Origin of the sequence: Vibrio sp. 1-1(7) (genome assembly GCF_013048485.1) — a bacterium.
GTDB classification, from domain to species: Bacteria; Pseudomonadota; Gammaproteobacteria; order Enterobacterales; family Vibrionaceae; genus Vibrio; species Vibrio fujianensis.
The window spans coordinates 692,541-718,539 of sequence record NZ_VHSP01000002.1 but is presented as its reverse complement, the minus strand read 5'-3'; the positions used below and the strand labels follow the sequence as shown (position 1 = coordinate 718,539).

Sequence of the window (25,999 nt, the reverse complement as noted above, 5' to 3'; positions counted from 1 at the left end):
GTGAAATCTATGAGTATTTATTTTATCGGCGTTGATGTAGGCAGTGGTAGCGCGCGAGCTGGGGTGTTTGATGCTCATGGCTGTAAAGTTGGCGAAGCAAAGCGCGACACGCTGATGTTCAAACCACAAGCGGATTTTGTTGAACAATCTTCCGAAAATATCTGGCAATCCGTCTGTCTTGCCGTCAAAGATGCCGTTGCTCAGGCCAATATCGACCCGATCCAAGTGAAAGGAATAGGATTTGATGCCACTTGCTCTTTGGTGGTTTTAGACCCAAATGGTCAACCCTTAACGGTCAGCCCTACTGGGCGTAGTGAGCAGAATATTATCATGTGGATGGATCATCGAGCTATTGTACAGGCTGATCGCATCAATAGAACGCAGCACCCTGTACTGGCGTACGTCGGAAATCGAATTTCACCTGAGATGCAAACTCCCAAGTTACTTTGGTTGAAGCAGCATATGCCGAATACTTGGGCAAAAGCGGGGTATTTTTTTGATCTTCCTGATTTTTTGACTTGGAAAGCCACCTTTGATGCAAGTCGTTCACTCTGTTCAACCGTTTGTAAATGGACTTACTTGGGCCATGAAGGGAAATGGGACAAAAGCTTTTTTAATCAGATCGGCCTTGAAGACTTACTAGCCAGTAATGCGAAAGTGATCGGAGAGCGCATTCTACCGATGGGGCAGCCAGTAGGAGATGGCTTAACCGCTCATGCGGCTTCCGATCTCGGTTTAATTCCGGGAACCGCGGTGGCGACTTCCATCATTGATGCTCATGCAGGGGGAATTGGTGTATTAGGTGCGGCTGGAATGACAGGAGATAAAGCAGACTTTAATCAGCGATTAGCTTTGATTGGTGGCACCTCTTCTTGTCACATGGCCGTTTCAAAAACCGCGCGTTTTATTGATGGCGTCTGGGGAGCTTACTACAGCGCGATGATCCCAGGGTATTGGTTAAATGAAGGCGGGCAGTCTGCTACTGGTGCATTGATTGATCATATGATTACTTCTTATCCCTTGTATCCTAGCGTAAAAGCTCAAGCTGATAAGGTAGGAAAAACCGTCTATCAGATCCTCAATGAACGTCTGCTTGCCTTAGCGGGAAGTAAGGATAACATCGCTTTTCTAACCAAAGATATTCACGTGTTACCGTATTTCCATGGTAACCGTTCACCGCGAGCTAATGCACATCTTACCGGGACGATGACTGGATTAAAAATGTCCCAAACAATCGATGATATGGCATTGCTATATTTAGCGACCATTCAAGGCATTGCGCTAGGAACCCGGCATATCATTGAAGTGATGAATCGTTCAGGTTATGAAATCAACACCATTATGGCCTGTGGTGGCGGGACTAAAAATAGTGTATTTCTGCAAGAACATGCGAATGCCACCGGATGTATCTTCTTGTTACCGGAAGAGAGCGAAGCGGTGATTCTTGGCTCCGCCATGTTAGGCGCAGTAGCCGCTGGGTTTTATAGTGATATTCCTGATGCCATGAATGCGATGAGCCGTATCAGCAAAAGTGTAACCCCACAAACCGAAAAAATTAAACGCTTTTATGAAGTCAAATACACAATTTTCCATAAAATGTATCAAGATGATGCAGAATATAAGCGCCTAATGGCCGATTTCTAATTCGGCAGTTTTAGCAGTTGGGGTGAACGAACGTAGCTAACATCGCTGCAGCTTCAACTAGAAAGGGATATTTACCCCGCTCAAAGCCACAAATAGCATCAAATAACGTTATTTTGTGGCTTTTGCTCTTGTTACTCCAATAACAAACAGCATCGCCATTATGGTGATAAATAAAACTTTCATTTCACTTTTTAGCGGTAGAGTCCCCGGCGTTGACGTGAATTTTTCTATACCGACCCTATCCTGTGTTGCGCTTGAATATCGTACCTTCTCTCATATTCACTCTGATGAATAAGAAATTTTAATGAGCCCTGAACAAAAATGCTGCAATACTCTCAATTTTTAAACGCAAAATAAAAATTTCATTTTATATGATTGTGAAATTATTTTTTCGTTGTTATGGTGTGTTTGTCATTAACAAGAGCTCATTGCTTCCAATTGATCGAGAGCTGCCGGTAACACGACATCGACTCATCACACGATGGAATTCAATGAAAAGATCATAAAAACATCCTGTAGAAGGAGAGTACCCTATGTATAACATTGCTTTGTTTGGCGCTGGCCGAATTGGACAAGTTCATGCGGTTAATATCGCTGAACACAAAGAAACTAGCCTTTATTCCGTCATTGATCCTTATGGTGATGGGGCGACAAAATTGGCTGACCAATATGGCGCTAAAATTCAAACCACAGAACAAGCGTTAGCCGATCCGAATGTGCATGGGGTGCTGATTGCCTCGGCAACGGATACCCATGCTGAACTAATAGAACTTGCCGCACGGGCAGGAAAAGCCATTTTCTGTGAGAAGCCAGTTCATCTCGATATCGAACGAGTTCGTGAATGTTTAGCGACAGTCAAAGAGTATCAAGTTCCTCTCTTTGTTGGATTTAACCGTCGTTACGATCCTCAGTTTCGCAAAGTCCGTGAACAATTGAGCGCCGGTCTGATTGGTAAAGCTGAATCCTTACTGATTACCTCACGCGATCCATCACCACCACCAGCTCAATATGTCAAAGTTTCTGGTGGCATGTTCCGTGATATGACGATTCATGATTTTGACATGGCGCGTTTTATCATGGGAGAAGATCCAGTCTCTATTTATGCCCAAGGCAGTAATCTTGTCGATCCTGAAATTGGTCAGGCGGGGGATATTGATACCGCATTTATCGTGATGAAATTCCCATCAGGGGCGATGGCGACCATTACCAATAGCCGTCGTTCTGGTTACGGTTATGATCAACGGATTGAATTGCACGGCGAAAAAGGCTTATTGCGCGCCAATAATATCCATGAAGATGTAGTGGAAGTTTGGGGCGAGCAAGGGTGTGTGGCAGCCAAACCGGAACATTTCTTCTTACAACGTTATGAAAAAGCGTATCGCGCAGAGTGGCAGCATTTTGTCGATGTATTGTCTGGACGAGCTCAACCAGAATGCAGTGGTTATGACGGCGAGCAAGCATTATTGCTCGCGGATAAGGCGCTGGAATCACTGCATTCAGGACGCGAAATTACACTGTAAATCGTCATTAGCTCACCGTAATCGAGTGGGCTAATTCATCGCCCAGCATGGGGACGTATAAGGGTGCTGGGCGTAATAAAAGCTTTTGGAGGAACCATGCTCGCTTTTATTTCATTTATCGGTTTTACGTTGTTCGTTGCGGGATTTGCTTACTATAAAACTCGTAATGCACACCTCACTGATTCAACCGAAGGTTATTTCCTTGGCGGTCGATCGTTAACAGGGGTTTACATTGGTGGATCCATGTTGCTGATGAACCTCTCGACAGAACATCTTGTCGGACTGAATGGTTTATCCTTTCGAACCGGCTTTATCGTTATGGCATGGGAAGTGATGGCCGCGATGACCATCGTTCTCTTTGCGATTTTCTTTCTACCGCGTTACTTAAAACTGGGGATTTCCACCATTCCTGAGTATTTAGAGAAGCGGTTTGATAAACAAACGCTGACCATTACGTCCATTCTATTCTTAGCCATGTATGTTATTTCACTCTTACCGATTGTACTTTATACCGGCGCAATTGCTTTGGAGAGCTTGTTCCAAGTGTCCAATGTGTTTAGTGTCGATAAAGATACCGCTTTATGGTTGATGGTTTGGGGGGTCGGTACGATTGGGGCAATTTATGCTGTTTTTGGTGGTATTAAAGCCATTGCGGTCGCCGATACCATTAATGGCGTAGGATTAATTACCGGCGGCTTGATGGTTACCTTGTTTGCACTGGCTTACGTTGGTGACGGTAATATCTTGGGCGGTTTAGTGGAAGTGTATCAATCCCATCCTGAAAAATTTAATTCGATTGGAGCTGAAGACTCTATGGTGCCATTTTCAACCTTATTTACAGGGTTGATCGTCTCCAATATGTTCTTCTGGTGTACCAATCAGTCCATTGTACAAAAAGCGCTTGGAGCAAAGAACTTGGCAGAAGGACAAAAAGGGGTTCTACTGTGCGCTTTCTTTAAACTGATGATTCCAAGCATTATCATTTTACCCGGTATCATTGCGTATCATGTGTTCAGTGGCCAGATGGATAATCCAGATCATGCTTATCCTAGCCTCGTGCAATTGGTTTTACCGGAAATGTTGGTCGGTTTCTTTGCTGCCGTAGTCGTGGGAGCGGTGTTCTCCACCTTTAGTGGCGGATTAAACTCTTCAGTTACCCTATTTACCGTCAATATTTTCCAAAAATCGCTTAAACCTGATGCAACGGAAGCCCAAACGGTGTCACTTGGGAAATGGCTAGGACTAAGTTTGGCATTAATTTCTATGATTGTAGCCCCGTTGGTGGCCAATGCGCCAGACGGCTTGTTCTATTTGATCCAGCAGCTACAAGGTTTGTTTAACTCGCCTATTTTAAGCGTGGTATTAGTTGGCTTATTGACTAAGCATGTACCCGCGATAGCAGCAAAACTCGGGTTATTATTTGGCGTATCAGCCTATATCCTATTCAATTTTGTGTTCCAAGTTGATATCCATTTCTTCCACTTAGTTGGGTTATTATTTGTCGCTAACGTTGCCTTTATGTTGACGGTTGGCTACTTCTATCCACAAGAAGATCATGAAGATATCTATACCGAGCAAGTGGATATTACCCCTTGGTCAATGACTCCAGCTGTCGCGGTATTGATCACGCTTTCTTCGGTATCTATGTATGTGTTCCTCGCGCATAATGTGCCCACTTGGATCATGACTGGCTATTATTTATTAGCTGCCGGTTCTTTAGGTTATGTCTTCTGGACGATTTTCCGTGAGTTAATGCGTAGCCCCAGAGCGAAGTTGATCAAAGCTCAGAAAGACGCTCAATAATAACGTATCTCCCTCTTGGCTAACGCCAAGGAAATGCGTCCTCCGCTCAATCTTTTATATTAAGATTGAGCGATTTTCGTTAATCAATAGGGGTTCTCGATGGAAAGTTCATTGTTACCGAATATTGTCAGCTACCTCTCCTCGGTTGATCCTTTTGAGCGGCTTGGTGAACAAGAACAAAATGCATTGGCTGCTGCGGTAGATATACTCTATTTAAAGCAAGGAAAGTGCCTTGCGGGAGAACAAATTGTTGGGCAGGGGTTGTATCTTGTGCGAACTGGAGCGGTCGAGCAATATCATCCCGATGGGACTTTACGTGCTCGGTTAGCTGATGGTGATCTATTTGGTTTTAGCCAGTTATATCGTTCCGGCCAGTGTGACTATCAATTAGTTGCCTTAGAAAATACTTTGTTGTATCGGATCCCTAAGCAGATTTTATTGCAGTTAATGCGCGATAATCCGGCAGTTAGCCACCATTTTTCATCTAAAGAATCGGTTCGATTGGCTCATTCGAATGAGAAATGGTCTGGCGAGGAGGTGTTTTATTTAAAAAGTGTCAAAGAGGTAATGAATCGTAGTGTCGCCAAAGTCCAACCGTGCACTTTAGTTCAAGAGGCGGCACAAATGATGGTCGATAAACACCGTTCCAGTGCCTTAGTGATGGAAGGGGAGCAGCTGGTTGGTATTATAACGGATCGAGATATGACTAAGCGTGTCATTGCGGCAGGCCTAGGGTTGAATGTTCCTGTCAGGCAAATTATGACTCCGGATCCACAAACCATTCAGTCGAATGTGTTAGTTCTTGAAGCAATGGAAATGATGATGCAGCACAACGTGCGTAGCCTTCCTGTATTGGAAGGTCAGCAGGTTGCTGGCGTATTAACGGCCACCAGTTTGACAGAAAAAAGCCATGTGCATGCCGTATTTCTAATCAGTCGAATTTATCGGCAGGAATCGGTTACTGAGTTGGTGAGTATGGTTCCTCAACGACAGGCCGTATTTGACGCATTATTATCTGCCAATGTTGCCCCCAGTATTATACAGCAGATGATGACGCAGATTGCCGATGCCTTTAATAAACGACTGCTACAATTGGCCGAGCGTGAATTCGGAACTGCACCTATGGATTATGCGTGGTTTGTTGCTGGCTCTCAGGCTCGTCAAGAAATGCACCTGAACTCGGATCAAGATAATGGCATTATTTTAGCGAGAGAAGCCAACGATGAAGAGCAACTTTACTTTCAAAAATTGACACAGTTTGTTTGCCATGGGCTGGATGCTTGTGGTTATCGGCTTTGTCCTGGCGATATGATGGCCAACCAAGCTCGTTGGTGTGTTTCGCTAGCACAATGGCAGAGCAACTTTAGACAGTGGGTGGTGCTGCCAGAGGCACAGTCACTGCTCGATATCAGTGTTTTTCTCGATATGCGCTTTTTATATGGGGCAAAGGCATTGGTTGAACAGCTTAACCAAACCTTGCTGACTTGTGTGCGAGGCAACCAGCGCTTTCTTTCGATTATGGTGGCCAATTCTTTACGCGTCAGTCCACCGCTTGGTCTCTTTCGCCAGTTTGTGTTAACCAAAGATGGGGATAATCGACAGGTGCTTAATATTAAACAGCAAGCTGTGAATTTAATTGTTGAACTCGCACGAATTTACGCCTTGAATGCCGGATGTCTTAGCCCTGAAACGGGGAAAAGATTAGCCTACGCTGCTGAATTTGGGGTAATCAGTTATGCCAGTAAACAAGAGTTACAAGAAGCCCTGAACTTTATCAATCAAGTGCGTTTTCATCATCAAGGTGAACAAGTACAAGCAGGGAACATATTGAATAATCAAATTGCGCCAAGTGAGTTAACCGCCTTTGAGCGCAACCATCTCAAAGATGCATTTCGAATTATTGCTCGCTATCAGGAAGCGGCGAAACAGCGGTATCATGCTGGAGGACGTTTACGATGATAAGGGCTTGGTTTCGTCGTCAACACCCGCTTGGTTATAGCGATAAGTTACGACGTCACGCTTTGGCAAAGTCTCGCATTCCGGCACCTTGTCTGCCACTTTTTAAAAAGCCATATCCGTCGCCCAATACTCCGTTAGCTGATTTAAAGTGTGTGGTCTTAGACTTTGAAACCTCGGGATTAAACCCTAAGGTGGACGAGATTTTATCAGTCGGAATGATCCATCTTCACTATCCCGTGATGTCTCTAAGTCGTGCTGAGCATTATTATGTCGAATCGGAACAGTGTATTGACTCAGCAAGCGCGGTAGTCAATCATATTGTTCCTGAAACGCTCCTTGGCGGAATTTCACGCGATGAATTAATTGAATGCTTAGTGAAAAACCTTAAGGGAAAAGTGGTGATTGCCCACGGTGCTGAGATTGAGAAACAGTTTTTACGCCATTTGCTGCAATTAGAAGAGACGCTCCCTTTACCACTTATTTTTTTAGATACTATGCGCTTGGAGCGATCTCTTATGAAGTATCGAGGCGTGTCGTATCCCGATTTACGCTTAGCGCACATTCGCGAACAAAAAGGGCTACCACCTTATTTGGCTCATAACGCATTTGCTGATGTTGTCGCTACGGGGGAGTTGTTTTTGGTTCTAATTGAAGAAATTTTTGCCGATCAAACACCAGTACTCGGCCCCTTAGTCATGCGTTCATTATCATAAAGGTTAGCGATTTTGCCGAGTTAAAGTGCCAGATCCGTTTCTATCGGCATGGCTTTTCTGTCAAGACCGTACTGGCCAACGCGTGAATCGGTTGTTAATAATTTTTCATCTATACCAAACAACTTGGCGTAGCCTACCCCTCTGCAGCTTCAAGTAGCAAGGGTATAAGTCAATATTTGGATAAGCGTGGTAAGTTTTTCGAGCGAATTAGATTTTTTTATTTTATTTTAATAAAAACTCGAAAAATAATTTTTATTATCGTTTCATTTTGCATAAGATTAATTCATGGTAAATAACGGAGTGTTGGCATGATAACAGCAACGACCTTAAGCGAATTAGAGGATCAAATCCGAACTCGTTATGGTGAATTAAGTAAAAGATTACAGCAAGTCGCCGCATATGTGTTAGATAATAAAAATAGTGTCGCTTTTGAAACCGTCTCTGCGATTGCTGAGCAGGCGAGTGTTCCTCCCTCCACGCTGATCCGTTTTGCAAACGCTTTTGGGTACAGTGGTTTTAATGAAATGAAACAACTATTTCGTAGTAATCTACTAGAAGAGACTTCCAGTTATACTGATCGCGTTCGACTGCTGAGAGAGATGGAAGGAGACATGACGCCACCGGAACGCCCGATGGATATTTTACAGGAATTTGCCAGAGCAAATAGTAATGCGATGCATCAACTAGCCGCGCAAACACCAGTCGAATATCTCGATGGAGCGGTTGAGATACTGGCTCAAGCGAAAAATATCTACGTGGTCGGGTTAGGACGTTCATTTTCGGTCTCTTCCTACCTTGTGTACGCATTACGCCATTTAAACAAACGTGCTTTTCTGATTGATGGGCTCGGTGGCATGTTTAAAGAGCAATTGAGTACGATTGAAGAACATGATGTATTGATTGTGATTAGTTTTTCACCTTATGCGAAAGAAACGACCACGATTAGCGAATCATTAGCCGGTTCTGCGATTAAACAAATCATCATTACCGATAGTCAAATTAGTCCACTGGCTTCATCCAGTGATGTCTGTTTTGTGGTTAAAGAAGCCAAAGTGGATGCTTTTCGTTCCCAAGCCGCTTCTTTGTGTTTAGCTCAGACCCTCGCAGTGTCGCTCGCCTTTCATGATTCCTCGCACAAAGCATGATTGATTTATGCAACATAAAAAAACGTCAGCTTTAACTGACGTTTTTATCCTCATCTTATGCTATACCCTTACTACTTAAAGCTGTATGGGGTAGGCTACCTTCGTTCAAATTTTTTCCAGATAAATTTGTCACTCACTTACCGCCTACCTGCAACGCCAAGTTGTTTTATACATAGTATAAAACAAGGCTAATTAAGCATGTTTAGCCTTATAGACTGGGCCATTGACCCACTCATGATCGGGTTCCCAAGTAAAACACCACTTTCTTGAGGGGCCAGCCATGACGTTTAAGTAATAGTTATCGTAACCGGCAATGGTCGCTACAGGGTGGTAACCTCGTGGGGCTTTGACTACATCTTTATCATAAACAGCCATTGATTCATCTAAAGTTCGATCATCGGTATAGACGCGCTGTAAGCAAAAACCTTGACCAGGATTTAAACGATGATAATAGGTTTCTTCTAGATAGGTTTCATGAGGCTCGTTGGCTTGATCGTGTTTATGGCTTGGGTAGGAGCTGGTACAACCTTCATCGGTAAAGACTTCCACAACCAATAAACTATCTGCAGGAACATCATCGGGTAAGATATTATGTACATAACGCTGATTATTTCCTTGACCTCTGGCTTCTGCTTGAATGTCTTGTGGTGCGATCAATCGAGTGGCATAGGTGCCTTTGCCAGGAGCTTTACAGACGGCTAACTCTAATGGTGTCAGCGCTTCGACGTGACAGCTTTCTTGGGCCGAAACATAAACGGCATACGGTTTTTTTCGCTCAAAAGGATCCATCCGATCGCCGATATTTTCAAAATGAGCGGTCTCTGTTTTTATGTTTGCTTTACCGGCGACAAAAACAAGACAGAGCTCGTTAGTGGAAGCTGGCAGAGAGAGGTTTTGTCCCGCTTTTAATTCATACACTTCAAATCCAACATAATCCCAACCTGCGTTTTTAGGTGTGATTTTTTGAATGCACCCGGTGCTATCCGGTGCCCTATATTTTGATAACAATGTAGACATGCGATGTTCCTCATCGGTTAGCGAGCCCATTTCTCCCATTGATTTACGTGATGCTTTTTAGTTGATTTAGACCAACTTGGAGTGAAATGGGTTTGGTTTTTCAATAACCCATATTATGAAATAAACATTTCAAATTCAAGGTGAACTTATCTGGAAAAAGCGGTTTATAGCAGTCAGCAAAGGGTTATTGATGACAACTATACCCAGATCACAAAAGCTAACTTTATTTCAAAAAATAATTGAAATGAAATTTATATTTCATATAGTGAGTTTAGAGAATAATAGAATTGTGGTCAACCACGAGAGCAGAGATGAAATCGCATCAACGCTTCTCTGAGCAAATTTTGGAGATATTCGGGTTATGAAGACGCTAAAAATGACAACAGCGCAGGCGCTGGTCAAATTTATGAATCAACAATATGTTGAATTTGATGGTCAGCAGCACAAATTTATTCATGGTGTGCTGAGCATTTTTGGGCATGGTAATGTGGTTGGGCTTGGGCAGGCGCTGGAACAAGACTCAGGTGATCTGATCGTACATCAAGGTTGTAATGAGCAAGGCATGGCACACATTGCTATGGGGTTTGCTAAACAACATAAACGCAAAAAAATATATGCGGTGACCTCATCGGTAGGCCCTGGTGCTGCAAATATGATTACGGCGGCAGCAACGGCAACCGCAAACCGAATTCCCGTTCTCTTCCTTCCGGGGGATGTATTTGCTTGTCGACAGCCGGATCCTGTCCTGCAACAAGTAGAGCAGTATTACGATGCTTCCATCAGTACTAACGACTGTTTTAAACCCGTTTCTCGCTATTGGGATCGTATCAATCGGCCAGAACAGTTGATGTCTGCAATGATTCATACCATGCGCGTGTTAACCGATCCGGCTGATACTGGTGCGGTTACCATCTGCCTTCCTCAAGATGTACAAGGAGAGGTATATGACTTTCCTGATTATTTCTTTCAAAAACGGGTGCACCGTATTGAGCGTCGACCAGCGACAGACGCAATGATCAATGACGCTGTTCAACTGATCATGAAGAAGAAAAAACCACTATTGATCTGCGGTGGTGGCGTTCGCTACTCTGAAGCTCATGACGTATTTCGTCAGTTTGCTGAAACTTTTCATATCCCATTTGGGGAGACTCAAGCCGGAAAAAGTGCCGTTGTATTCGATCATGAGCTGAACTTAGGTGGCATTGGTACAACCGGATGTTTGGCGGCAAACTTGTTAGCAAAAGATGCCGATTTAGTCATTGGTGTGGGGACGAGATTTACCGACTTTACCACCGCATCGAAATCTTTATTTCAACATCCTGAGGTCGATTTTTTAACCATAAACGTGTCTGAATTTGATGCCAGTAAACTTGATGCAACGTCGGTTGTCGCAGATGCAAAAACAGCGCTTAGCGTAATCGCGAATCGGTTAACTCAAGCAGGGTATCAAACGTCTTACCAGCAAGAAATCCAACAAGCCAAAGCCTTGTGGCAAGAAGAAGTTAATCGGTTATTTAACACACAAGTTGGCCAAAGTTATCAACCCGAAATCGAAGGGCACTTTGATGATCAACTCAGGGAGTATCGTGAGACGCTCAATACGGAACTCACACAAACACGAGTACTTGGTTTATTAGATCAGTATTTGGAAGATAATGCGATCGTGGTGGGAGCTGCTGGCTCGTTACCCGGCGATTTACAACGATTATGGCAACCGAAAGTGCCTGATACCTACCATATGGAGTATGGTTTCTCTTGCATGGGGTATGAAGTTGGAGCCGCTGTGGGAGCAAAAATAGCCTGTCCAGATCAGCCGGTTTATTCCTTATTAGGCGATGGTTCTTATATGATGCTGCATTCTGAATTACAAACATCGATTCAGGAAGGGCTGAAGATCAACGTAATTCTATTTGATAACGCTGCGTTTGGTTGTATCAATAATTTACAAATGAGCCAAGGTATGGGAAGTTTCGGTACCGAAAACCGATTTCGAGATCCGCAAACGAATCGTTTGACAGGGCCGCTCGTGCCGGTTGATTTTGCTATGAATGCCGAAAGTTATGGGTGTCGTGCTTATCGAGTTTATAACCAAGAACAACTGATTGCTGCGCTCGCCGATGCGAAAAAGCAGACGGTATCGACGCTGATTGATATCAAAGTGCTACCGAAAACTATGACACATGGCTATGAAGCATGGTGGCGTTGTGGTACTGCACAAGTAGCTGATAAACCCGAAATAGAACAAGCCGCAAATGAGATTAAACAAGTGCTCACTAAGGCTCGTCAGTATTAAATAATAATAAATGCTCTCCCCCGATTCCCACCACGTGTTGTGGTGGGCTTTTTCAGTTCCCTGCGCCTTTATTCTGTTATTGATGAACGCATTATCTATTAATTCCTATCTTTTTGATTCTTTGTATTATTTTTTGTTTTTATCGTTTGTATTGCCCTATTTTGAGTGTCGATAAAACAAAATTCCATCATGATCACAGAATGAAATATTGCGCTATTTCTTTAGTTGAAAATGAAATAAATATTCCGTATAAATGTATTTGTGAAATGCTTATACAATGTTATGGCAGAACGCACTTTTAGCCCAAAAAGGTAAAAAAGCCGCGTATAGCACTGAGGGACTTGAGGAGTGAACGGTGAGTACAGAAAAAAAATTAGATGTAATTTGTATGGGACGAATTGCGGTTGATCTTTATGGTCAGCAAGTCGGTGCCCGCTTAGAAGATATGGGCTCTTTTAGTAAATATTTAGGGGGCTCATCGGGTAATGTTGCTTATGGTACGGCAGTGCAGGGGTTGAAATCTTCTATGCTGGCACGTGTTGGCGACGAGCACATGGGCCGATTCCTGCGCGAAGAATTACAACGTGTTGGCTGTGATACCAGTCATCTTATCACTGATAAAGAGCGATTAACGGGGCTTGTTATCCTCGGAATCAAAGACGAAGAGACCTTTCCGCTGATTTTTTATCGTGAAAACTGTGCCGATATGGCGATCAGCAAAGAAGATTTCACAGAAGAGTATATTGCTTCTGCGCGCTGTTTAGCGATTACCGGAACGCACCTTTCTCACCCTAAAACTCGTGAAGCAGTGCTGACTGCGCTGAAATATGCGCGTCGTCATGGGGTTAAAACCGCGTTAGATATTGATTACCGCCCAGTATTATGGGGGCTTACCTCTTTAGGTGATGGTGAAACTCGTTTTATTGAATCGGAGCAAGTCACCGAGCAACTACAAGAGGTATTAGGGCTATTTGATGTGATTGTTGGTACTGAAGAAGAATTCCACATCTGTGGTGGTTCAACAGACACCATCCAAGCATTAAAAGCCGTCCGTCAAGTTTCTCAGGCTGAACTCGTTTGTAAACGGGGTGCTCTTGGTTGCTCGGTATTTAGCAATGAAATTCCAGAGCATCTTGATCTCGGGATCACGGTTTATGGTGTTCGGGTGGATGTGTTGAACGTGTTAGGTGCGGGTGATGCCTTTATGTCCGGTCTATTACGTGGTTACTTAAATGGAGAAGGTTGGGAAAAAGCCTGTGCCTATGCCAATGCTTGTGGTGCGTTGGTCGTTTCTCGCCATGGCTGTGCCCCTGCGATGCCGACTAAAGCTGAACTCGATAATTATTTACTACGTGCGACACAAGTGAAACGTCCAGATTTAGATAGTGAACTCAATCATCTTCACCGAGTCACGACACGAAAATCACCGGAACGAGACGAGCTTTGTGTGATGGCATTTGATCACCGTATTCAATTTGTCGATATGGCGCGACAAGCCGGTGCCGATCTCGCCCGCATTAAACCTCTCAAAAAATTGATTTTGCAAGCCAGTCAAGAAGTAGCGCTTGAAGCCGGGCTAGCACATGGTCAGGCTGGACTATTGTGCGATAGTTCATTTGGCCAAGATGTATTAAATACGGTCACCGGGCAAGGGTGGTGGATTGCTCGCCCCATTGAATTACCAGGCTCACGTCCGCTGAAGCTTGAACATGGCAATATTGGTTCACAACTGATCAGTTGGCCGTTAGAGCATATCGTGAAATGTTTAGTGTTTTTTAATCCAGAAGATGATCACGCGATACGTTCACAACAAGAACACCAAATTCAAGAAGTGTATCAAGCCTGCTGTCAGTCAGGACACGAATTACTGCTTGAAGTCATTCTACCAAATGGCATCAAAAAAGAAGATGCTCTCTATCTACGAGCGATGCAACGCTTTTATAACTTAGGAATAAAACCGGATTGGTGGAAACTTCCACCGCTTGATAAGGCGAGCTGGCAAGCGGTTTCAGATTTAATCGAACAGCGAGATGCTTATTGTCGAGGCGTAGTCATTCTTGGCCTAGATGCACCACAAACAGAATTACAGCATGGTTTTTCACAAACAGCAGGACAACGTATCGTGAAAGGGTTTGCTGTTGGTCGCACGTTATTTGGAGAGCCCTCACGTGCGTGGTTAGCCGGTCAAATGGATGACCAAACTCTAATTCATACCGTGAAAAAAAATTATCACAACTTAATCACACTATGGCGTCAACGTGGCGAAAAATAGTGCAATAAAAGGAGACTTTTGATGAGTGTTCAATTAGGTATCAACCCACTGACGTGGACCAATGACGATATGCCAACTCTGGGAGCGGAAACATCGTTAGAAACTTGTTTAAGTGAAGGAAAGCAAGCAGGTTTTGCCGGGTTTGAGTTGGGAAATAAATTCCCACGTCAAGCGAGCGTACTGGGCCCGATATTAGCTAGCCATGAATTGCAGTTGGTTTCTGGCTGGTATTCGATGGAGTTATTGACACGGAGTGTGGAAGAAGAAATCGCAGCAGTACAGGAGCATCTTACGCTATTACGCGAGCTTGGGGCTAAAGTGATGGTGGCGTGTGAAGTTACCAACTGTATTCATGGTGCCAAAGACACGCCTGTTCATCTACGCCCTTTATTTCCCGCCGACCGCTGGGAAGAGTATGGCCGAAAACTGACAGAATTTGCCCAATACACGCAAAGCCAAGGGGTTCAAATTGCTTACCATCATCATATGGGAACCGTCATTGAAACCGCACAAGACATTGATCATTTGATGGAACACACCGGTCCTGAAGTTGGTTTGTTACTCGATACTGGTCATTTAACTTTTGCGGGTGAAGATCCAGTCAAGGTTGCACAGCGTTGGGCCGAGCGGATTAACCATGTGCACTGTAAAGATATTCGAAAAGATGTCCTTGCCGATGTGAAAAATCGCAAATTAAGCTTTTTAGACTCGGTTCTTGAAGGTGTTTATACCGTTCCTGGCGATGGCTGCATTGATTACCCTGCGGTATTTAACGTCTTAAAAGCGGTGAACTATACCGGCTGGTTAGTGGTTGAAGCTGAACAAGATCCTGCGATAGCTCACCCGTTGACCTATGCAACGCTGGGTTATAACAATTTATCCAACTTTGCTAAAGAGGCCGGACTTTTATAACCATCAGTGATGGCAATGGTTTCATTCTTCATAGCGCCTTTTTAGGCGCTTTTTTAGTAAATAAAGCAAACCAAGCCAAGCTGATCAGTCGTTGTGCGTCTATGCTGCACTCGGCTCACTTAAGCTGATGTGAAAAACGCAGCAATTAAACGAAATAAACGTTTCATTGTTGAAAATGAAACGTTTATTCTGTATAAAGGAGTTAAGGTCAAAACAATTCCAAACATACAGAATCGGTAATGACAGCAAAATAATAATGATCTTCCAGTCAAGACAGCCAAAGGAGAAAACGATGGAAACGGTGTTGAATTTTATTAATGGTCAACGCAAAACAAGCGAGAGTGAACGATTTTCTGCTATCTATAACCCAGCAACCGGTGAGCAAACTCGTCAGGTACAATTAAGTCAAAAGGAAGATGTTATCCAAGCGATTAAAGCTGCGGAAACGGCGTTTTCCTCTTGGGCGAAAACTAGCCCGTTAAAACGTGCCCGGGTTATGTTTCGCTTTAAAGCGCTACTAGAACAGAATATGAATCGATTAGCGCGCATTATTTCTAATGAACATGGCAAAGTCTATTCAGATGCGGTAGGAGAGGTAACTCGTGGGCTTGAGGTGGTTGAGTTTGCCTGCGGTATCCCACATTTGCAAAAAGGCGAACATTCTGCCAATGTGGGTACACATGTTGATAGCCATTCTTTAATGCAGCCACTCGGTGTTTGTGTTGGTATCACCCCGTTTAATTTTCCGGCAATGGTACCCATGTGGATGTTTCCTATTGCGTTGGCAACGGGTAATACCTTTATTCTTAAACCGTCAGAAAAAGATCCTAGTGCTGCACTTATTCTTGCTGAATTGCTGACAGAAGCTGGCTTACCTGATGGTGTCTTTAATGTGGTGAATGGGGATAAAGAGGCCGTTGATGTATTACTGACCGATTCGAGAGTTCAAGCGGTTAGTTTTGTTGGATCGACCCCAATTGCCGAATATATTTATAGCACAGCCTCTGCTCATGGTAAGCGTTGCCAAGCATTAGGCGGTGCTAAAAACCACTGTATTTTGATGCCCGATGCCGATATTGATATGGCAACCAATGCGATTATGGGGGCTGCTTTTGGTGCAGCTGGAGAACGCTGTATGGCTCTTTCGGTCGCGGTCGTGGTCGGTGATGAAACGGCTGATCAATTGATTGAACGACTGCAACAAAAAATCGCGACCATGCGAGTGGGGCCAGGGTTAGTCGATGGCACTGAAAATGACATGGGGCCCGTTATCTCAGCGCAGCACAAGCAAAAAATCTGTGACTATATTCAATCAGGACAAGAGCAGGGGGCCACATTAATCACTGATGGACGAGATTTTTCTGTCAAGGGGAATGAGGCGGGGTACTTCGTTGGTCCAACATTGATTGATCATGTATCCCCTGATATGACGGTATACCAACAAGAGATTTTTGGCCCAGTCTTGTGCGTGGTTCGAGTAGAAAATTATCAAACGGCATTAGAGTTAATTAATCGTCATGAATATGGCAACGGTTCAGCCATCTTTACTCGTGATGGTGAAACGGCTCGTCAATTTAGTGAAGATGTGCATACAGGGATGGTCGGAATAAACGTTCCGATTCCTGTTCCGATGGCTTTTCACAGTTTTGGCGGTTGGAAGCGCTCTATATTTGGGCCACTTAATGTCCACGGCCAAGATGGTGTGCGTTTTTATACTCGGATGAAAACCGTGACCAGCCGTTGGCCTGCCAGTGTTCGATTAGAGCAACATATAAGTTCTTTCTCAATGCCCACAATGGAATAACTGAATCAACGATATTCTTCTAGAAAAATGACCCATGTTATGGGTCATTTTTTTAATTGGCTAATCCGCTTCACGGTTAGACTTTAAATTTACTTAAATCTTGACGAATATGTTGACAAAGTTCATCTAATTGTTCACTTAATAGCCGCACTCCTGCCACATTATTGGTCACGGATGTGGTACTTTCATTAATGGTATTAATTTTTTCACTAATATCGCTCGCGACCGTAGTTTGCTCTTCAGTTGCTGCTGCGATTTGGGTGTTCATATCATTAATGTCATTAATATGTTTAATAATATTATTGAGTGCTAGGGTGGTTTGTTCTGATTCTGATACGGTTTGACTTAACGTTATGCTGGTGCCATGCATTTGAGAATTAGCATTTTCTGAACTGGCTTGAAGATCATGAATGATTTGCTCGATTTCTTCTGTGGAATGATGAGTCCGTAACGCTAACGCTCGAACTTCGTCTGCGACCACGGCAAAACCACGTCCTTGTTCACCCGCCCGAGCGGCTTCAATTGCAGCATTTAAAGCCAGTAAATTGGTTTGATCCGCCACCCCTTTAATCACCTCTAATACTGTGCTGATGTAATCACTTTTTTCTTTTAGTTCAATAATAGTGCTAGAAGTGGCATTAATTTCATCGCCGAGTTTATGAATTGCAGAAACAGTTTGTTGGACAACATGGTTACCTTGTTCCGCAAGTTCATTACAACTTCTTGTTTTATCTGCTGTATTATTAGCATTTAACGAAACTTCATGAGAGGTCGAAGCCATTTCACTTAACGCGGTGGCAACTTGTTCTATCTCTCGTAATTGTTGTTGTGTTTCGTGGCTGTTTTGTTCACTATTTGTGCGAATTTTCTCGGCACATAAAGTTAGCTCTGTTGTGGAAGCTATAATACGAGTGACTAACGCATGAAGGTTTGAAATAAACGTATTAAATTCATTGGCTAATTGACCAACTTCATCATGATGACGAATGGTTAGCCTGCTGGTTAGGTCGCCTTCACCTTGAGCGATTTTAGATAATGCCGCGGTGACTTGAGTCAGCGGAGCGATCACCAATTTTGATAATACCCCCCAATTAATCAGTTGCAAGGAGAATAATAATAGGATGGCAATGAGGAGAAACATTTTTTTTATCGTGCTTAAAATAGCACTGTTTGCATCAAGCCGATAATCAATCACTAATGAACCTATCTTTTGTCCATCCTCCCATAAAATATTTAATGTGAAAGATTTTAACTCTGATATTGCAGGAGCAAGTTCATTAGATTTGGCTTCTCCAATGAGATTATCACGGTGATCAAATGCTTTAACTTGGTAGAGGTAAGGATTATTGACAAAAGAGTGAGTGATATTATCAATTAATTGAGTGTCGTATGAAAATAGGGGCTCTTTTAATACAACAGAGAGTGTTTGGTTTGTGTCATTAATGTCTTGTTCTAATTGGTTGACTAAATAATTCTTTGCAAGAAAATAGCTACCAGAGAAAACAAATGTCATCACAACTAATGAAATGATGATCAAAAGTAGCATAGATTTATATCGAATTGAATTCATGGTGAATGACCTATAATTGGTTGATGTCTAGCCAAAGTTTTTTATTTGCATAAGGTGTATCAGGATGCATGTAAGGATTATCGATACGTAAAATCGTTCGTTGACTTAAATTGGCTTTAGCAAATGCCTCTTTAATGATCTGGCTATTGAAAAATAACTGATCAAAACTACCATCATCGATGGCTGACATAAAACCTGAATATATTTGATGATAAAGTTGCTGGTTTTCTTGATTTACGTAGAAATATAAAGCAAAGGGATAAATCAACATTACCTCTTTTTCTACTGTTAAGTTTAGATGCGCATGCTGTTCAACTTCTTCCCAAGGTTCGAGTACACCACGAGGAAAGTAATCATAGCGTCCACCTTCTAACATCCGGAAAAGGTTACTATATTTAATTGTGGTTACTAGAGGTAAACCGGCACTTTTGAGAACTTGTGTATCTCCCCAGAAAGTGGCTTGCCCCGCTTTAAATTTTTTAAGCTGAGTAAGATTTTTTATCTGGGAAAATTTTCCTTGATCGGCTGAGCGAATAATAAAAATTCGGTGTCCCATAAGCCCTTTAAAAATAGGAATACGTATCGCCAAAAGTTTTTCATCTCGTTCTGCTGATGCGCCAGCCCACATTACATCAATATGATTGGCTTGAATTTCCTCGGCAAGGCGAGTTTCATTATAATTTTGCTCACTCTGTTTAATGCTTAATTCAGGTGAGCTTTTGGATAGCGCTAATTGCAATATATTAAATGCAAGTTGTTCTTTTTCGCCTTCCACCTTATTCACCGTAATGGTTTTTGCCGTCACAGAGTGAATATTGAAAACGATAACGAATAGAGCCAATAGATGGTTGATTTTCATAACATTTCTCTTTTTACTTGAAGTTGCAGGACGAGCGCTTAACGGTTACGAACCAATAAACGAGTGCGGTTTATTTACCGGTCAGTCTCGAGTTGCAACTTCAAATGATGGTGATGTGGTTAATCCGCTTATCTTTCACCTTCCATCCATACCTTGCGGTAAAGTTCGATCATCTCTTCAATGGTAGGAACTTTGGGATTATTGAGTGGTGAACCTGAATCCAATGCTTGCTGGGCCATGGTGGGTAGAAGATCGAAAAATTTATCTTTCTCAATACCATAAGAAGAGGGAGAGGGAACGTTAAGATGTGTATTCAACAGCCGTAGCTCTGTGAGTAACTTTTGGCAGGCGACCGAATTATCATCAGATAACAGCGCGACACCCATGGCTCGCGCACAATCGGCATAGCGATCGTTTGCTGCAGGAATGGAATATTCAGTAATCACTGGTAATAGCATGGCATTGGATAAACCATGAGGCACATGAAAAAAAGCGCCGATAGGGCGGCTCATTCCATGAACTAAAGCAACCGAAGCATTTGAAAATGCAATTCCAGCCAGTGTTGCGCCTAACATCATTGCTGCTCGAGCGGCTTCATTATGCGGTTCATCGAAAGCGTAGCGTAAATTAGATCCAATCAATTCGATGGCCGAGAGGGCTTGTGCATCGGTAAAAGGGTTCGCTTTTTGGCTGACATATGCTTCAATCGCATGAGTCAGAGCGTCTAATCCACAATCGGCGGTGACTCTTGGAGGCAATGATAAGGTCAATTCATAATCGATCAGAGCAGCCATGGGCATAAATCCTAATCCCATACAGAGCATTTTTTCATCATTTTGATCGTCCGTAATCACGGTAACACGTGTTACTTCTGAGCCAGTTCCTGCGGTTGTAGGAATGGCAATAATTGGCAAACCGCTATCTGCAACATTTTTGGGGAATCGATAATCACGGACTTGGCCGCCGAATTTACCGACAATAGAAATGGCTTTCGCACTATCTATCGGACTTCCCCCTCCAAGAGCAATAATAGAATCAAAATGGCTTGAGCGAACTAAATCAACACCAGCTTGGATTGAGCTGACCGTTGGTTCAGGGACCGTCTCTGAATAAATCATACTCTCGATGCCTGACTGGCGTAAAACTTGCTGTACTTGTTCGGCATAACCTAACTTAACCATCATGTTATCGGTGACGATAAGAGGAGCGTGAACCTTCAATACGTTCATCACTTCAACGACTTTCATCGCCGCTCCTTTTCCGATGTGCATGATTCTTGGCAATACGATATTGGTACTCATCACTGACTCCTCAGTTCATTTAAAGTTGAAAAATAGTCACAAAATTATCTTAACACTGAAACTTATATTTCTTAAGATAATTGATTGGAAAAAATATTTCAATCAACCAAATTACAAGCTCACTCGCTATAATTGCTTTTATATCTTTGATAAATAACAATTTTTATTTAAGTGTTTTTTTGATTGAAAGAATTGTGATCCGTGATACATAAAACAAACTTCCACAAAAATGAAATAAATGTTTCAATGTTGTCGTGTTTTAAAAAAATTAACCTAAATTTGGACTCTGTGGTGAGGTAGATCGTGGATCTTGGAATTGTTGGAATTATTCTCTCATTGTTGATGCTGATGTACTTAGCCTACCGAGGTATGTCGGTGATCTGGTTGGCTCCGATCCTTGCTCTTTTTGCGGCTGTATTTTCAGCGGGAACCCCTTTAATGGCCAGTTACACCGAAGTCTTTATGTTGAGTGCGGCGAATTACGTAAAGCTGTATTTCCCGGCATTTTTATTAGGTGCCGTGTTTGGCAAAATTATGGACGTTTCGGGTGCAGCAAAAACGATTGCTCAAGTGATTACTGCCAAAGTAGGAACAAATAATGCAATTTTAGCGGTGGTTCTTGCCGTTTCGGTGCTGACCTATGGCGGCGTGTCTATGTTTGTCGTGGTTTTTGCTGTTTACCCCATTGCAGCACAAATATTTCTAGAAAGTGATGTTCCTAAACGATTAATTCCGGGAACTATAGCGTTAGGTTCGTTCACCTTTACCATGACTGCGTTGCCGGGATCGCCTCAAATTCAAAACACGATTGCGATGCCTTTTTTCGGCACCACGGCTTATGCTGGCCCGATGCTCGGGCTAATTGGGGCAATTGTGATGTTTGGGCTCGGTATGTTATGGCTAAAGAGACGAGAAACGGTTGCGAGAGCAAATGGTGAAGGTTATGGACACTCTATCGGCCCCATCGCTACTGAGAGTGATGAGCCTGATCATTTACCTTCTCCGATACTAGCGTTTATCCCGATTATTATCGTGCTTACGCTTAATTTTTTATTGGTGACTTTTTATTATCCCAATATAGAAGCGAGTTATTTGTCTGACTATGATTCAACCTTACAAAAAGTGAAGGGAATGTGGAGCCTGATTATCGCTTTAACTACGGCGATAATTGTGGCTTTAGTTCTTTTTCGAAAGCACATTGCTCACGCACGGAACGCGATCAACGAAGGTGGAGAAAGTGCCATTATGCCCATCATGAATACCGCAGCTGCTGTTGGTTTTGGCAACGTGATCAAATCATTATCTTCTTTTGATGTAATTAAAGAGATGATTCTTTCCATTCCCGGCTCTCCATTAGTGTCATTTGCGATGTCCACCAGTTTATTGGCTGGAATTACCGGTTCGGCATCAGGTGGGCTAAGCATTGCTTTGGATGCACTCGGTGATATTTATATTCAGCAAGCAGCAAACTTAGGCATCAGTTTAGAGGCATTGCATCGAATTGCTTCAATCGCATGTGGTGGTTTGGATTCTTTACCACACAACGGGGCGGTCATTACTTTGCTTAGTATTTGTGGCATGACACATCGAGATTCTTATAAAGATATTTTTGTATGTACATTAGCGATTCCGATGATTGCCACCGCTGTGGTGGTCATCTTCGCCACCTTTGGCGTGGTGTAACAAACCGATCATTTAAGGTCAACAGACCCTAGCGATAGTGCGTAAATCACCGTCTAGGAGTATGCCGTCACACAACTCGGAGGAACAAGGCATGTTTAATGAAGAGCAACGATTCGAACACCCTATTCGTTGGGGGATGGTTGGAGGAGGACGTGGTAGCCAAATTGGATATTCACATTCGATTTGGGTTGACGTTGATTGATCATCCTTAACGGGTAAGCCTATGGTGAACATGGGCTTACTTTCCTAACCGTTCTCAACCCAGATGCCGAACCTCTGGGTTGTTAACCGTCTCTAAGATCATTGTTGGGGTAAATTCACAAAACAGAGCGTTTAACGTTCAAGATTCGTGTGGTTTTTAACATCCTCTCATATAATATTCAAATAGATGCCTAAATTTACTGATAAGTTATCGGGTGAGTTAACAGCGACAGGAAGAGTGATGTTATTTATCAAAGATTTTTATCATGCTTTATTACATGCAGTAAAAAATTTACTCCCCATCGTGGCTGTTGTCCTATTTTTTCAATTGGTTATTTTACGTCAAGTCCCGGAAAACGTTGCTTCGATGGCTTTTGGACTGCTTATCGTGGCAATAGGGGTTGCGTTATTCCTACAAGGTTTGGAGTTAAGCATATTTCCTGTCGGTAAAAGCCTTGCCAATCAATTTGCGCGTCGCGGTTCGCTTTCTATTTTACTTGCTTTTGGGTTTGCAATGGGGTTCTCCGCCGTTGTTGCGGAACCCGCTCTTATTGCGGTGGCTGAGCAAGCGCAAACGATTAGTGACGGGCGGATTGACGGACTAACTTTGCGATTATTGGTGGCCAGTTCAGTTGGTTTAGTGATCTCGTTAGGCGTTTTTCGCACCATCATGGGGTATCCGTTACATTGGTTTATGATTATAGGTTACCTTTTAGTGGTAACTGTCACGTATTTTGCGCCTGAAGAAATCGTCGGATTAGCCTATGACTCCGGTGGTGTAACCACCAATATTGTTACTGTACCATTGATTGCGGCGATGGGAATTGGCCTAGCAAGTTCAATTCGTGGAAGAAATCCTCTTATTGACGGTTTTGGTTTAGTTGCTTTAGCCGTGATGGTGCCGATGATCAGCGTGCAACTCTATGGTATTTACGTATATTCACAACCTGATAGCTATTCTGTGTTACCCGTCTTGAGTCATCAATTAGAGACAAACTCACCATGGTTTACCCCGCTACTTGAATTAGCCAGTATGGTGAGGGATGTGCTTCCTATTATTATCACGATCCTTTTTTTCCAATATCTTATTTTACGCCGACGTTTGAGTCATCCTAAGCAAATTGTATTTGGTTTTTTATTAGTCATTATTGGTTTATATGCTTTTGTGGTTGGACTCAAGCTCGGGCTTTTCCCAATAGGGAGTTCCATGGCTGAACAATTAATCGGACGGGAACAATTATTCTACATTTATTTATTTGCATTCATGATTGGCTTTGCGACAACAATGGCCGAGCCTGCGTTATTGGCAGTTGGTCATCAGGCTGAAGAGGCGGCAGCTGGTAAAGTGAAGGGAAATACTATTCGTCTTTTGGTGGCCTTGGGAGTTGCATTGGGAATTGCGATTGGAGTTCATCGAATCATCATTGGCGGTTCAATGCATTATTTTATTATGGCAGGATATTCACTGGTTATTTTACTCACAATCTTTGCTCCACGATATATTATTGCGCTAGCTTATGATTTAGGAGGCGTTACGACTTCAGAGGTGACCGTGCCGCTCATTACCGCACTAGGAATCGGGCTGGCGACTCATATTGAGGGGCGTAATGTTTTGATTGATGGTTTTGGCCTTATTGCCTTTGCCTCTATTTTTCCGATCGTTACCGTGATGATGTATGCCATTATTACACATTGGTTTTTTCAATATTCAAAGGTGAAAGCATGAAGTTTTCCGTATTAGTTGCCATTGTTCCTGAAGAGTTGGAACAAGATGCTATCGATACTGCTCGTGATCAAGGCGCGGGAGGTATAACCGTTTTAGCGGGGCGAGGGATCAGTAATGAAACCCGAAAAACTTTTTTTGGTTTAACTTACGATGGTAGTCAATCGGTATTATTAATGGTGCTAGAAAAGTCCCTCTCTTTACAAATATTAAAATCGTTACAAGCCTTATTGCGGCCCAATGAAGACGATTCTAAAGGTTTAGCGTTTACGATTGGATTAGAACATTTAGCAGGGATTGATCTCAATCAGTTGGATAAATTTGAACAGCAGCTGTTCCAACAGCAATTAAAAGAGACATTATAAGGAAAATAGCCATGTTAGTGAAAGATGTAATGGTTCGTGATGTGGTGACGATTTCACCCTTTGCCAAGTTACGAGAAGCGATGAGTTTAATGAAGAAACATCAACTTAAATCGCTAGTGGTGGAGCAGCAAAATGCCAGCGATGCTTTTGGTTTAATTACTTATACCGATATTGTCAAAACAGTGATCTCTGAAGATGGTGATATTGATCTGTTAAATGTCTATGATGTGTGTGCTAAGCCAGCAATCTCTGTCGGAGAAAGTTTAGCGTTAAAGCATGTTGCGACGTTAATGGTACAACAACACATTAAGCGGCTATTAGTCCTTCATGATAACCAATTGCTTGGTTTTGTAACCATGGACGATATTATGGATGCGTTACTTTCTCGCATTGATTAACGGACAATACCCTTCCTACTTGAAGATACAGCGGTTGGCTACGTTCGTTCACCTCAATCACATCGTTTGTCTACACTGATGGGAACTCACGTACTGCTAACCTGTCACTCCAAGTTGTTTGGGCCAATAGCGTTGTTTTCTTTCAAGGGGTTGAGAACTAAGCCCCTTGCAATACGGCATAAAGTTGAATGTATTTTCTTACTAACTGTTGATTTTTAGAACGTTTTAATGGGTGGCCAAACTTTACATAGCAAGGGCTGATATTAAATGTATTATCTACCGTTTGCATCAACTGCGAATCACTTTCGTATAGGGTAATACCTTGGGTATGGTAGTCATTGATTTCATCAGGCAACCGTCCTGTCCACCAGTGCAATAATTCCCGGCTTTTTTGACTACGGCTAATCCAATGATCCGTCAAAAGTAATAATAAATCATTCGGTTGAATCGCATAAGCATACTCTTGTTTCCATAAGCTGATGTCTTGAAGAAGCTTTTCTCTGCATGTTTTCCCGGCGCTAATCATATGGTGAGTAAGTATCCATACAGTGCCTTTATCACAGCTGACGCGAAAGTGATGGGGGTTCTCATGAACCGGAAAAAGATCAAGTGGGGCATATTCACATTGATGACCAAATTCGGTCAGTGTGCGAGCTAAACGCCGAGCAAAAGCGAGGCCCAGGTGATGTTCACTCATTCCTTGGTTATGAATGGTCGGGTAGTGTTTTTCACACAGCTTCAGACAGTCGACTTGGAATTCATTAACACTTTGAGTCAGGATATCGAGTAGCAATTCAATCTTCTCCTTTGTACCACC

Annotated in this window: 19 protein-coding genes and 1 pseudogene; 15 read left to right on the top strand and 5 right to left on the bottom strand. The window is 42.9% G+C overall.

Annotated features, from left to right (window positions below; translation table 11 throughout):
* Positions 1-9 precede the first annotated feature (9 nt).
* The 6 genes from FKN05_RS11100 (at position 10) to FKN05_RS11075 (ending at position 8,784) form a co-directional block, all read left to right on the top strand.
* A complete protein-coding gene (locus FKN05_RS11100; protein ID WP_099611262.1) occupies positions 10-1,644 on the top strand; it encodes an FGGY-family carbohydrate kinase in 1,635 nt (544 codons plus the stop codon).
* A 533-nt stretch (positions 1,645-2,177) separates the two neighbouring features.
* Positions 2,178-3,164 carry an inositol 2-dehydrogenase gene (iolG, locus tag FKN05_RS11095; protein ID WP_099611261.1) on the top strand — a complete coding sequence of 329 codons (987 nt, stop codon included), beginning with the start codon at positions 2,178-2,180 and terminating at the stop codon, positions 3,162-3,164.
* A 96-nt stretch (positions 3,165-3,260) separates the two neighbouring features.
* The gene (locus FKN05_RS11090) at positions 3,261-4,967 is read left to right on the top strand and encodes a solute:sodium symporter family transporter (RefSeq protein ID WP_099611260.1); all 1,707 of its coding nucleotides are present in this window, start codon (positions 3,261-3,263) and stop codon (positions 4,965-4,967) included.
* Positions 4,968-5,066: 99 nt separating this feature from the next.
* Positions 5,067-6,926, top strand: coding sequence for a DUF294 nucleotidyltransferase-like domain-containing protein (locus FKN05_RS11085; RefSeq protein ID WP_170887501.1), 1,860 nt, complete (start codon positions 5,067-5,069; stop codon positions 6,924-6,926).
* Positions 6,923-7,639: a 3'-5' exonuclease gene (locus tag FKN05_RS11080; protein WP_099611259.1), complete on the top strand. Its 717-nt coding sequence runs from the start codon at positions 6,923-6,925 to the stop codon at positions 7,637-7,639. The genes FKN05_RS11085 and FKN05_RS11080 overlap by 4 nt, the downstream gene beginning before the upstream one ends.
* Positions 7,640-7,947: 308 nt before the next feature.
* Positions 7,948-8,784, top strand: coding sequence for a MurR/RpiR family transcriptional regulator (locus tag FKN05_RS11075; protein ID WP_099611258.1), 837 nt, complete (start codon positions 7,948-7,950; stop codon positions 8,782-8,784).
* Between the two features lie 192 nt (positions 8,785-8,976).
* Here the strand turns inward: FKN05_RS11075 and iolB are convergent, their stop codons facing one another.
* Positions 8,977-9,801 carry a 5-deoxy-glucuronate isomerase gene (iolB, locus tag FKN05_RS11070; protein WP_170887500.1) on the bottom strand — a complete coding sequence of 275 codons (825 nt, stop codon included), beginning with the start codon at positions 9,799-9,801 and terminating at the stop codon, positions 8,977-8,979.
* 361 nt (positions 9,802-10,162) lie between these two features.
* On the opposite strand from iolB, the gene iolD reads away from it, so the two are divergent.
* The 4 genes from iolD (at position 10,163) to FKN05_RS11050 (ending at position 17,082) form a co-directional block, all read left to right on the top strand.
* Complete coding sequence (iolD, locus tag FKN05_RS11065; protein WP_170887499.1) at positions 10,163-12,094, top strand: 3D-(3,5/4)-trihydroxycyclohexane-1,2-dione acylhydrolase (decyclizing); 1,932 nt, start codon at positions 10,163-10,165, stop codon at positions 12,092-12,094.
* 355 nt (positions 12,095-12,449) lie between these two features.
* Positions 12,450-14,366: a bifunctional 5-dehydro-2-deoxygluconokinase/5-dehydro-2-deoxyphosphogluconate aldolase gene (locus FKN05_RS11060; protein WP_161428515.1), complete on the top strand. Its 1,917-nt coding sequence runs from the start codon at positions 12,450-12,452 to the stop codon at positions 14,364-14,366.
* A gap of 21 nt (positions 14,367-14,387) precedes the next feature.
* On the top strand, positions 14,388-15,278 hold the full coding sequence (gene iolE / locus FKN05_RS11055; RefSeq protein ID WP_099611256.1) for a myo-inosose-2 dehydratase: 891 nt from the start codon (positions 14,388-14,390) through the stop codon (positions 15,276-15,278).
* Positions 15,279-15,570: 292 nt separating this feature from the next.
* A complete protein-coding gene (locus FKN05_RS11050; protein ID WP_170887498.1) occupies positions 15,571-17,082 on the top strand; it encodes a CoA-acylating methylmalonate-semialdehyde dehydrogenase in 1,512 nt (503 codons plus the stop codon).
* A 76-nt stretch (positions 17,083-17,158) separates the two neighbouring features.
* Here the strand turns inward: FKN05_RS11050 and FKN05_RS11045 are convergent, their stop codons facing one another.
* The 3 genes from FKN05_RS11045 to FKN05_RS11035 all read right to left on the bottom strand — a co-directional run bounded on the left by FKN05_RS11045 (position 17,159) and on the right by FKN05_RS11035 (position 20,812).
* On the bottom strand, positions 17,159-18,652 hold the full coding sequence (locus FKN05_RS11045) for a methyl-accepting chemotaxis protein (protein WP_099611255.1): 1,494 nt from the start codon (positions 18,650-18,652) through the stop codon (positions 17,159-17,161).
* A 10-nt stretch (positions 18,653-18,662) separates the two neighbouring features.
* Positions 18,663-19,511 carry a transporter substrate-binding domain-containing protein gene (locus FKN05_RS11040; protein ID WP_212752272.1) on the bottom strand — a complete coding sequence of 283 codons (849 nt, stop codon included), beginning with the start codon at positions 19,509-19,511 and terminating at the stop codon, positions 18,663-18,665.
* A 128-nt stretch (positions 19,512-19,639) separates the two neighbouring features.
* The gene (locus tag FKN05_RS11035) at positions 19,640-20,812 is read right to left on the bottom strand and encodes an iron-containing alcohol dehydrogenase (RefSeq protein WP_099611254.1); all 1,173 of its coding nucleotides are present in this window, start codon (positions 20,810-20,812) and stop codon (positions 19,640-19,642) included.
* Positions 20,813-21,115: 303 nt separating this feature from the next.
* Between FKN05_RS11035 and FKN05_RS11030 the strand changes: the two genes are divergently transcribed.
* The 5 genes and pseudogenes from FKN05_RS11030 to FKN05_RS11015 all read left to right on the top strand — a co-directional run bounded on the left by FKN05_RS11030 (position 21,116) and on the right by FKN05_RS11015 (position 25,182).
* Positions 21,116-22,495: a GntT/GntP/DsdX family permease gene (locus tag FKN05_RS11030; RefSeq protein WP_161433996.1), complete on the top strand. Its 1,380-nt coding sequence runs from the start codon at positions 21,116-21,118 to the stop codon at positions 22,493-22,495.
* A gap of 442 nt (positions 22,496-22,937) precedes the next feature.
* Positions 22,938-23,633 (top strand): annotated as a pseudogene (locus FKN05_RS16645) (DUF1538 family protein); the annotation flags it as partial.
* Between the two features lie 96 nt (positions 23,634-23,729).
* The gene (locus FKN05_RS16640; RefSeq protein ID WP_237665841.1) at positions 23,730-24,422 is read left to right on the top strand and encodes a DUF1538 domain-containing protein; all 693 of its coding nucleotides are present in this window, start codon (positions 23,730-23,732) and stop codon (positions 24,420-24,422) included.
* The gene (locus tag FKN05_RS11020; RefSeq protein ID WP_099611250.1) at positions 24,419-24,784 is read left to right on the top strand and encodes a transcriptional regulator; all 366 of its coding nucleotides are present in this window, start codon (positions 24,419-24,421) and stop codon (positions 24,782-24,784) included. Before FKN05_RS16640 ends, FKN05_RS11020 begins: the two co-directional genes overlap by 4 nt.
* 11 nt (positions 24,785-24,795) lie before the next feature.
* On the top strand, positions 24,796-25,182 hold the full coding sequence (locus FKN05_RS11015) for a CBS domain-containing protein (protein ID WP_099611249.1): 387 nt from the start codon (positions 24,796-24,798) through the stop codon (positions 25,180-25,182).
* A gap of 157 nt (positions 25,183-25,339) precedes the next feature.
* On the opposite strand, the gene FKN05_RS11010 is transcribed toward FKN05_RS11015, so the two are convergent.
* Complete coding sequence (locus FKN05_RS11010; RefSeq protein ID WP_161431173.1) at positions 25,340-25,975, bottom strand: hypothetical protein; 636 nt, start codon at positions 25,973-25,975, stop codon at positions 25,340-25,342.
* Between the last annotated feature and the right edge of the window lie 24 nt (positions 25,976-25,999).

Bases quoted from the DNA above. Each gene is read 5' to 3' on its own strand.
- FKN05_RS11015 (WP_099611249.1), top strand. From the start codon at position 24,796: ATGTTAGTGAAAGATGTAATGGTTCGTGATGTGGTGACGATTTCACCC.
- iolE (WP_099611256.1), top strand. From the start codon at position 14,388: ATGAGTGTTCAATTAGGTATCAACCCACTGACGTGGACCAATGACGAT.
- FKN05_RS11075 (WP_099611258.1), top strand. From the start codon at position 7,948: ATGATAACAGCAACGACCTTAAGCGAATTAGAGGATCAAATCCGAACT.
- FKN05_RS16640 (WP_237665841.1), top strand. From the start codon at position 23,730: ATGGTGAGGGATGTGCTTCCTATTATTATCACGATCCTTTTTTTCCAA.
- iolB (WP_170887500.1), bottom strand. From the start codon at position 9,801: ATGTCTACATTGTTATCAAAATATAGGGCACCGGATAGCACCGGGTGC.
- FKN05_RS11045 (WP_099611255.1), bottom strand. From the start codon at position 18,652: ATGAATTCAATTCGATATAAATCTATGCTACTTTTGATCATCATTTCA.
- FKN05_RS11035 (WP_099611254.1), bottom strand. From the start codon at position 20,812: ATGAGTACCAATATCGTATTGCCAAGAATCATGCACATCGGAAAAGGA.
- iolD (WP_170887499.1), top strand. From the start codon at position 10,163: ATGAAGACGCTAAAAATGACAACAGCGCAGGCGCTGGTCAAATTTATG.
- FKN05_RS11090 (WP_099611260.1), top strand. From the start codon at position 3,261: ATGCTCGCTTTTATTTCATTTATCGGTTTTACGTTGTTCGTTGCGGGA.
- FKN05_RS11080 (WP_099611259.1), top strand. From the start codon at position 6,923: ATGATAAGGGCTTGGTTTCGTCGTCAACACCCGCTTGGTTATAGCGAT.
- FKN05_RS11020 (WP_099611250.1), top strand. From the start codon at position 24,419: ATGAAGTTTTCCGTATTAGTTGCCATTGTTCCTGAAGAGTTGGAACAA.
- FKN05_RS11100 (WP_099611262.1), top strand. From the start codon at position 10: ATGAGTATTTATTTTATCGGCGTTGATGTAGGCAGTGGTAGCGCGCGA.
- iolG (WP_099611261.1), top strand. From the start codon at position 2,178: ATGTATAACATTGCTTTGTTTGGCGCTGGCCGAATTGGACAAGTTCAT.
- FKN05_RS11050 (WP_170887498.1), top strand. From the start codon at position 15,571: ATGGAAACGGTGTTGAATTTTATTAATGGTCAACGCAAAACAAGCGAG.
- FKN05_RS11085 (WP_170887501.1), top strand. From the start codon at position 5,067: ATGGAAAGTTCATTGTTACCGAATATTGTCAGCTACCTCTCCTCGGTT.
- FKN05_RS11040 (WP_212752272.1), bottom strand. From the start codon at position 19,511: ATGAAAATCAACCATCTATTGGCTCTATTCGTTATCGTTTTCAATATT.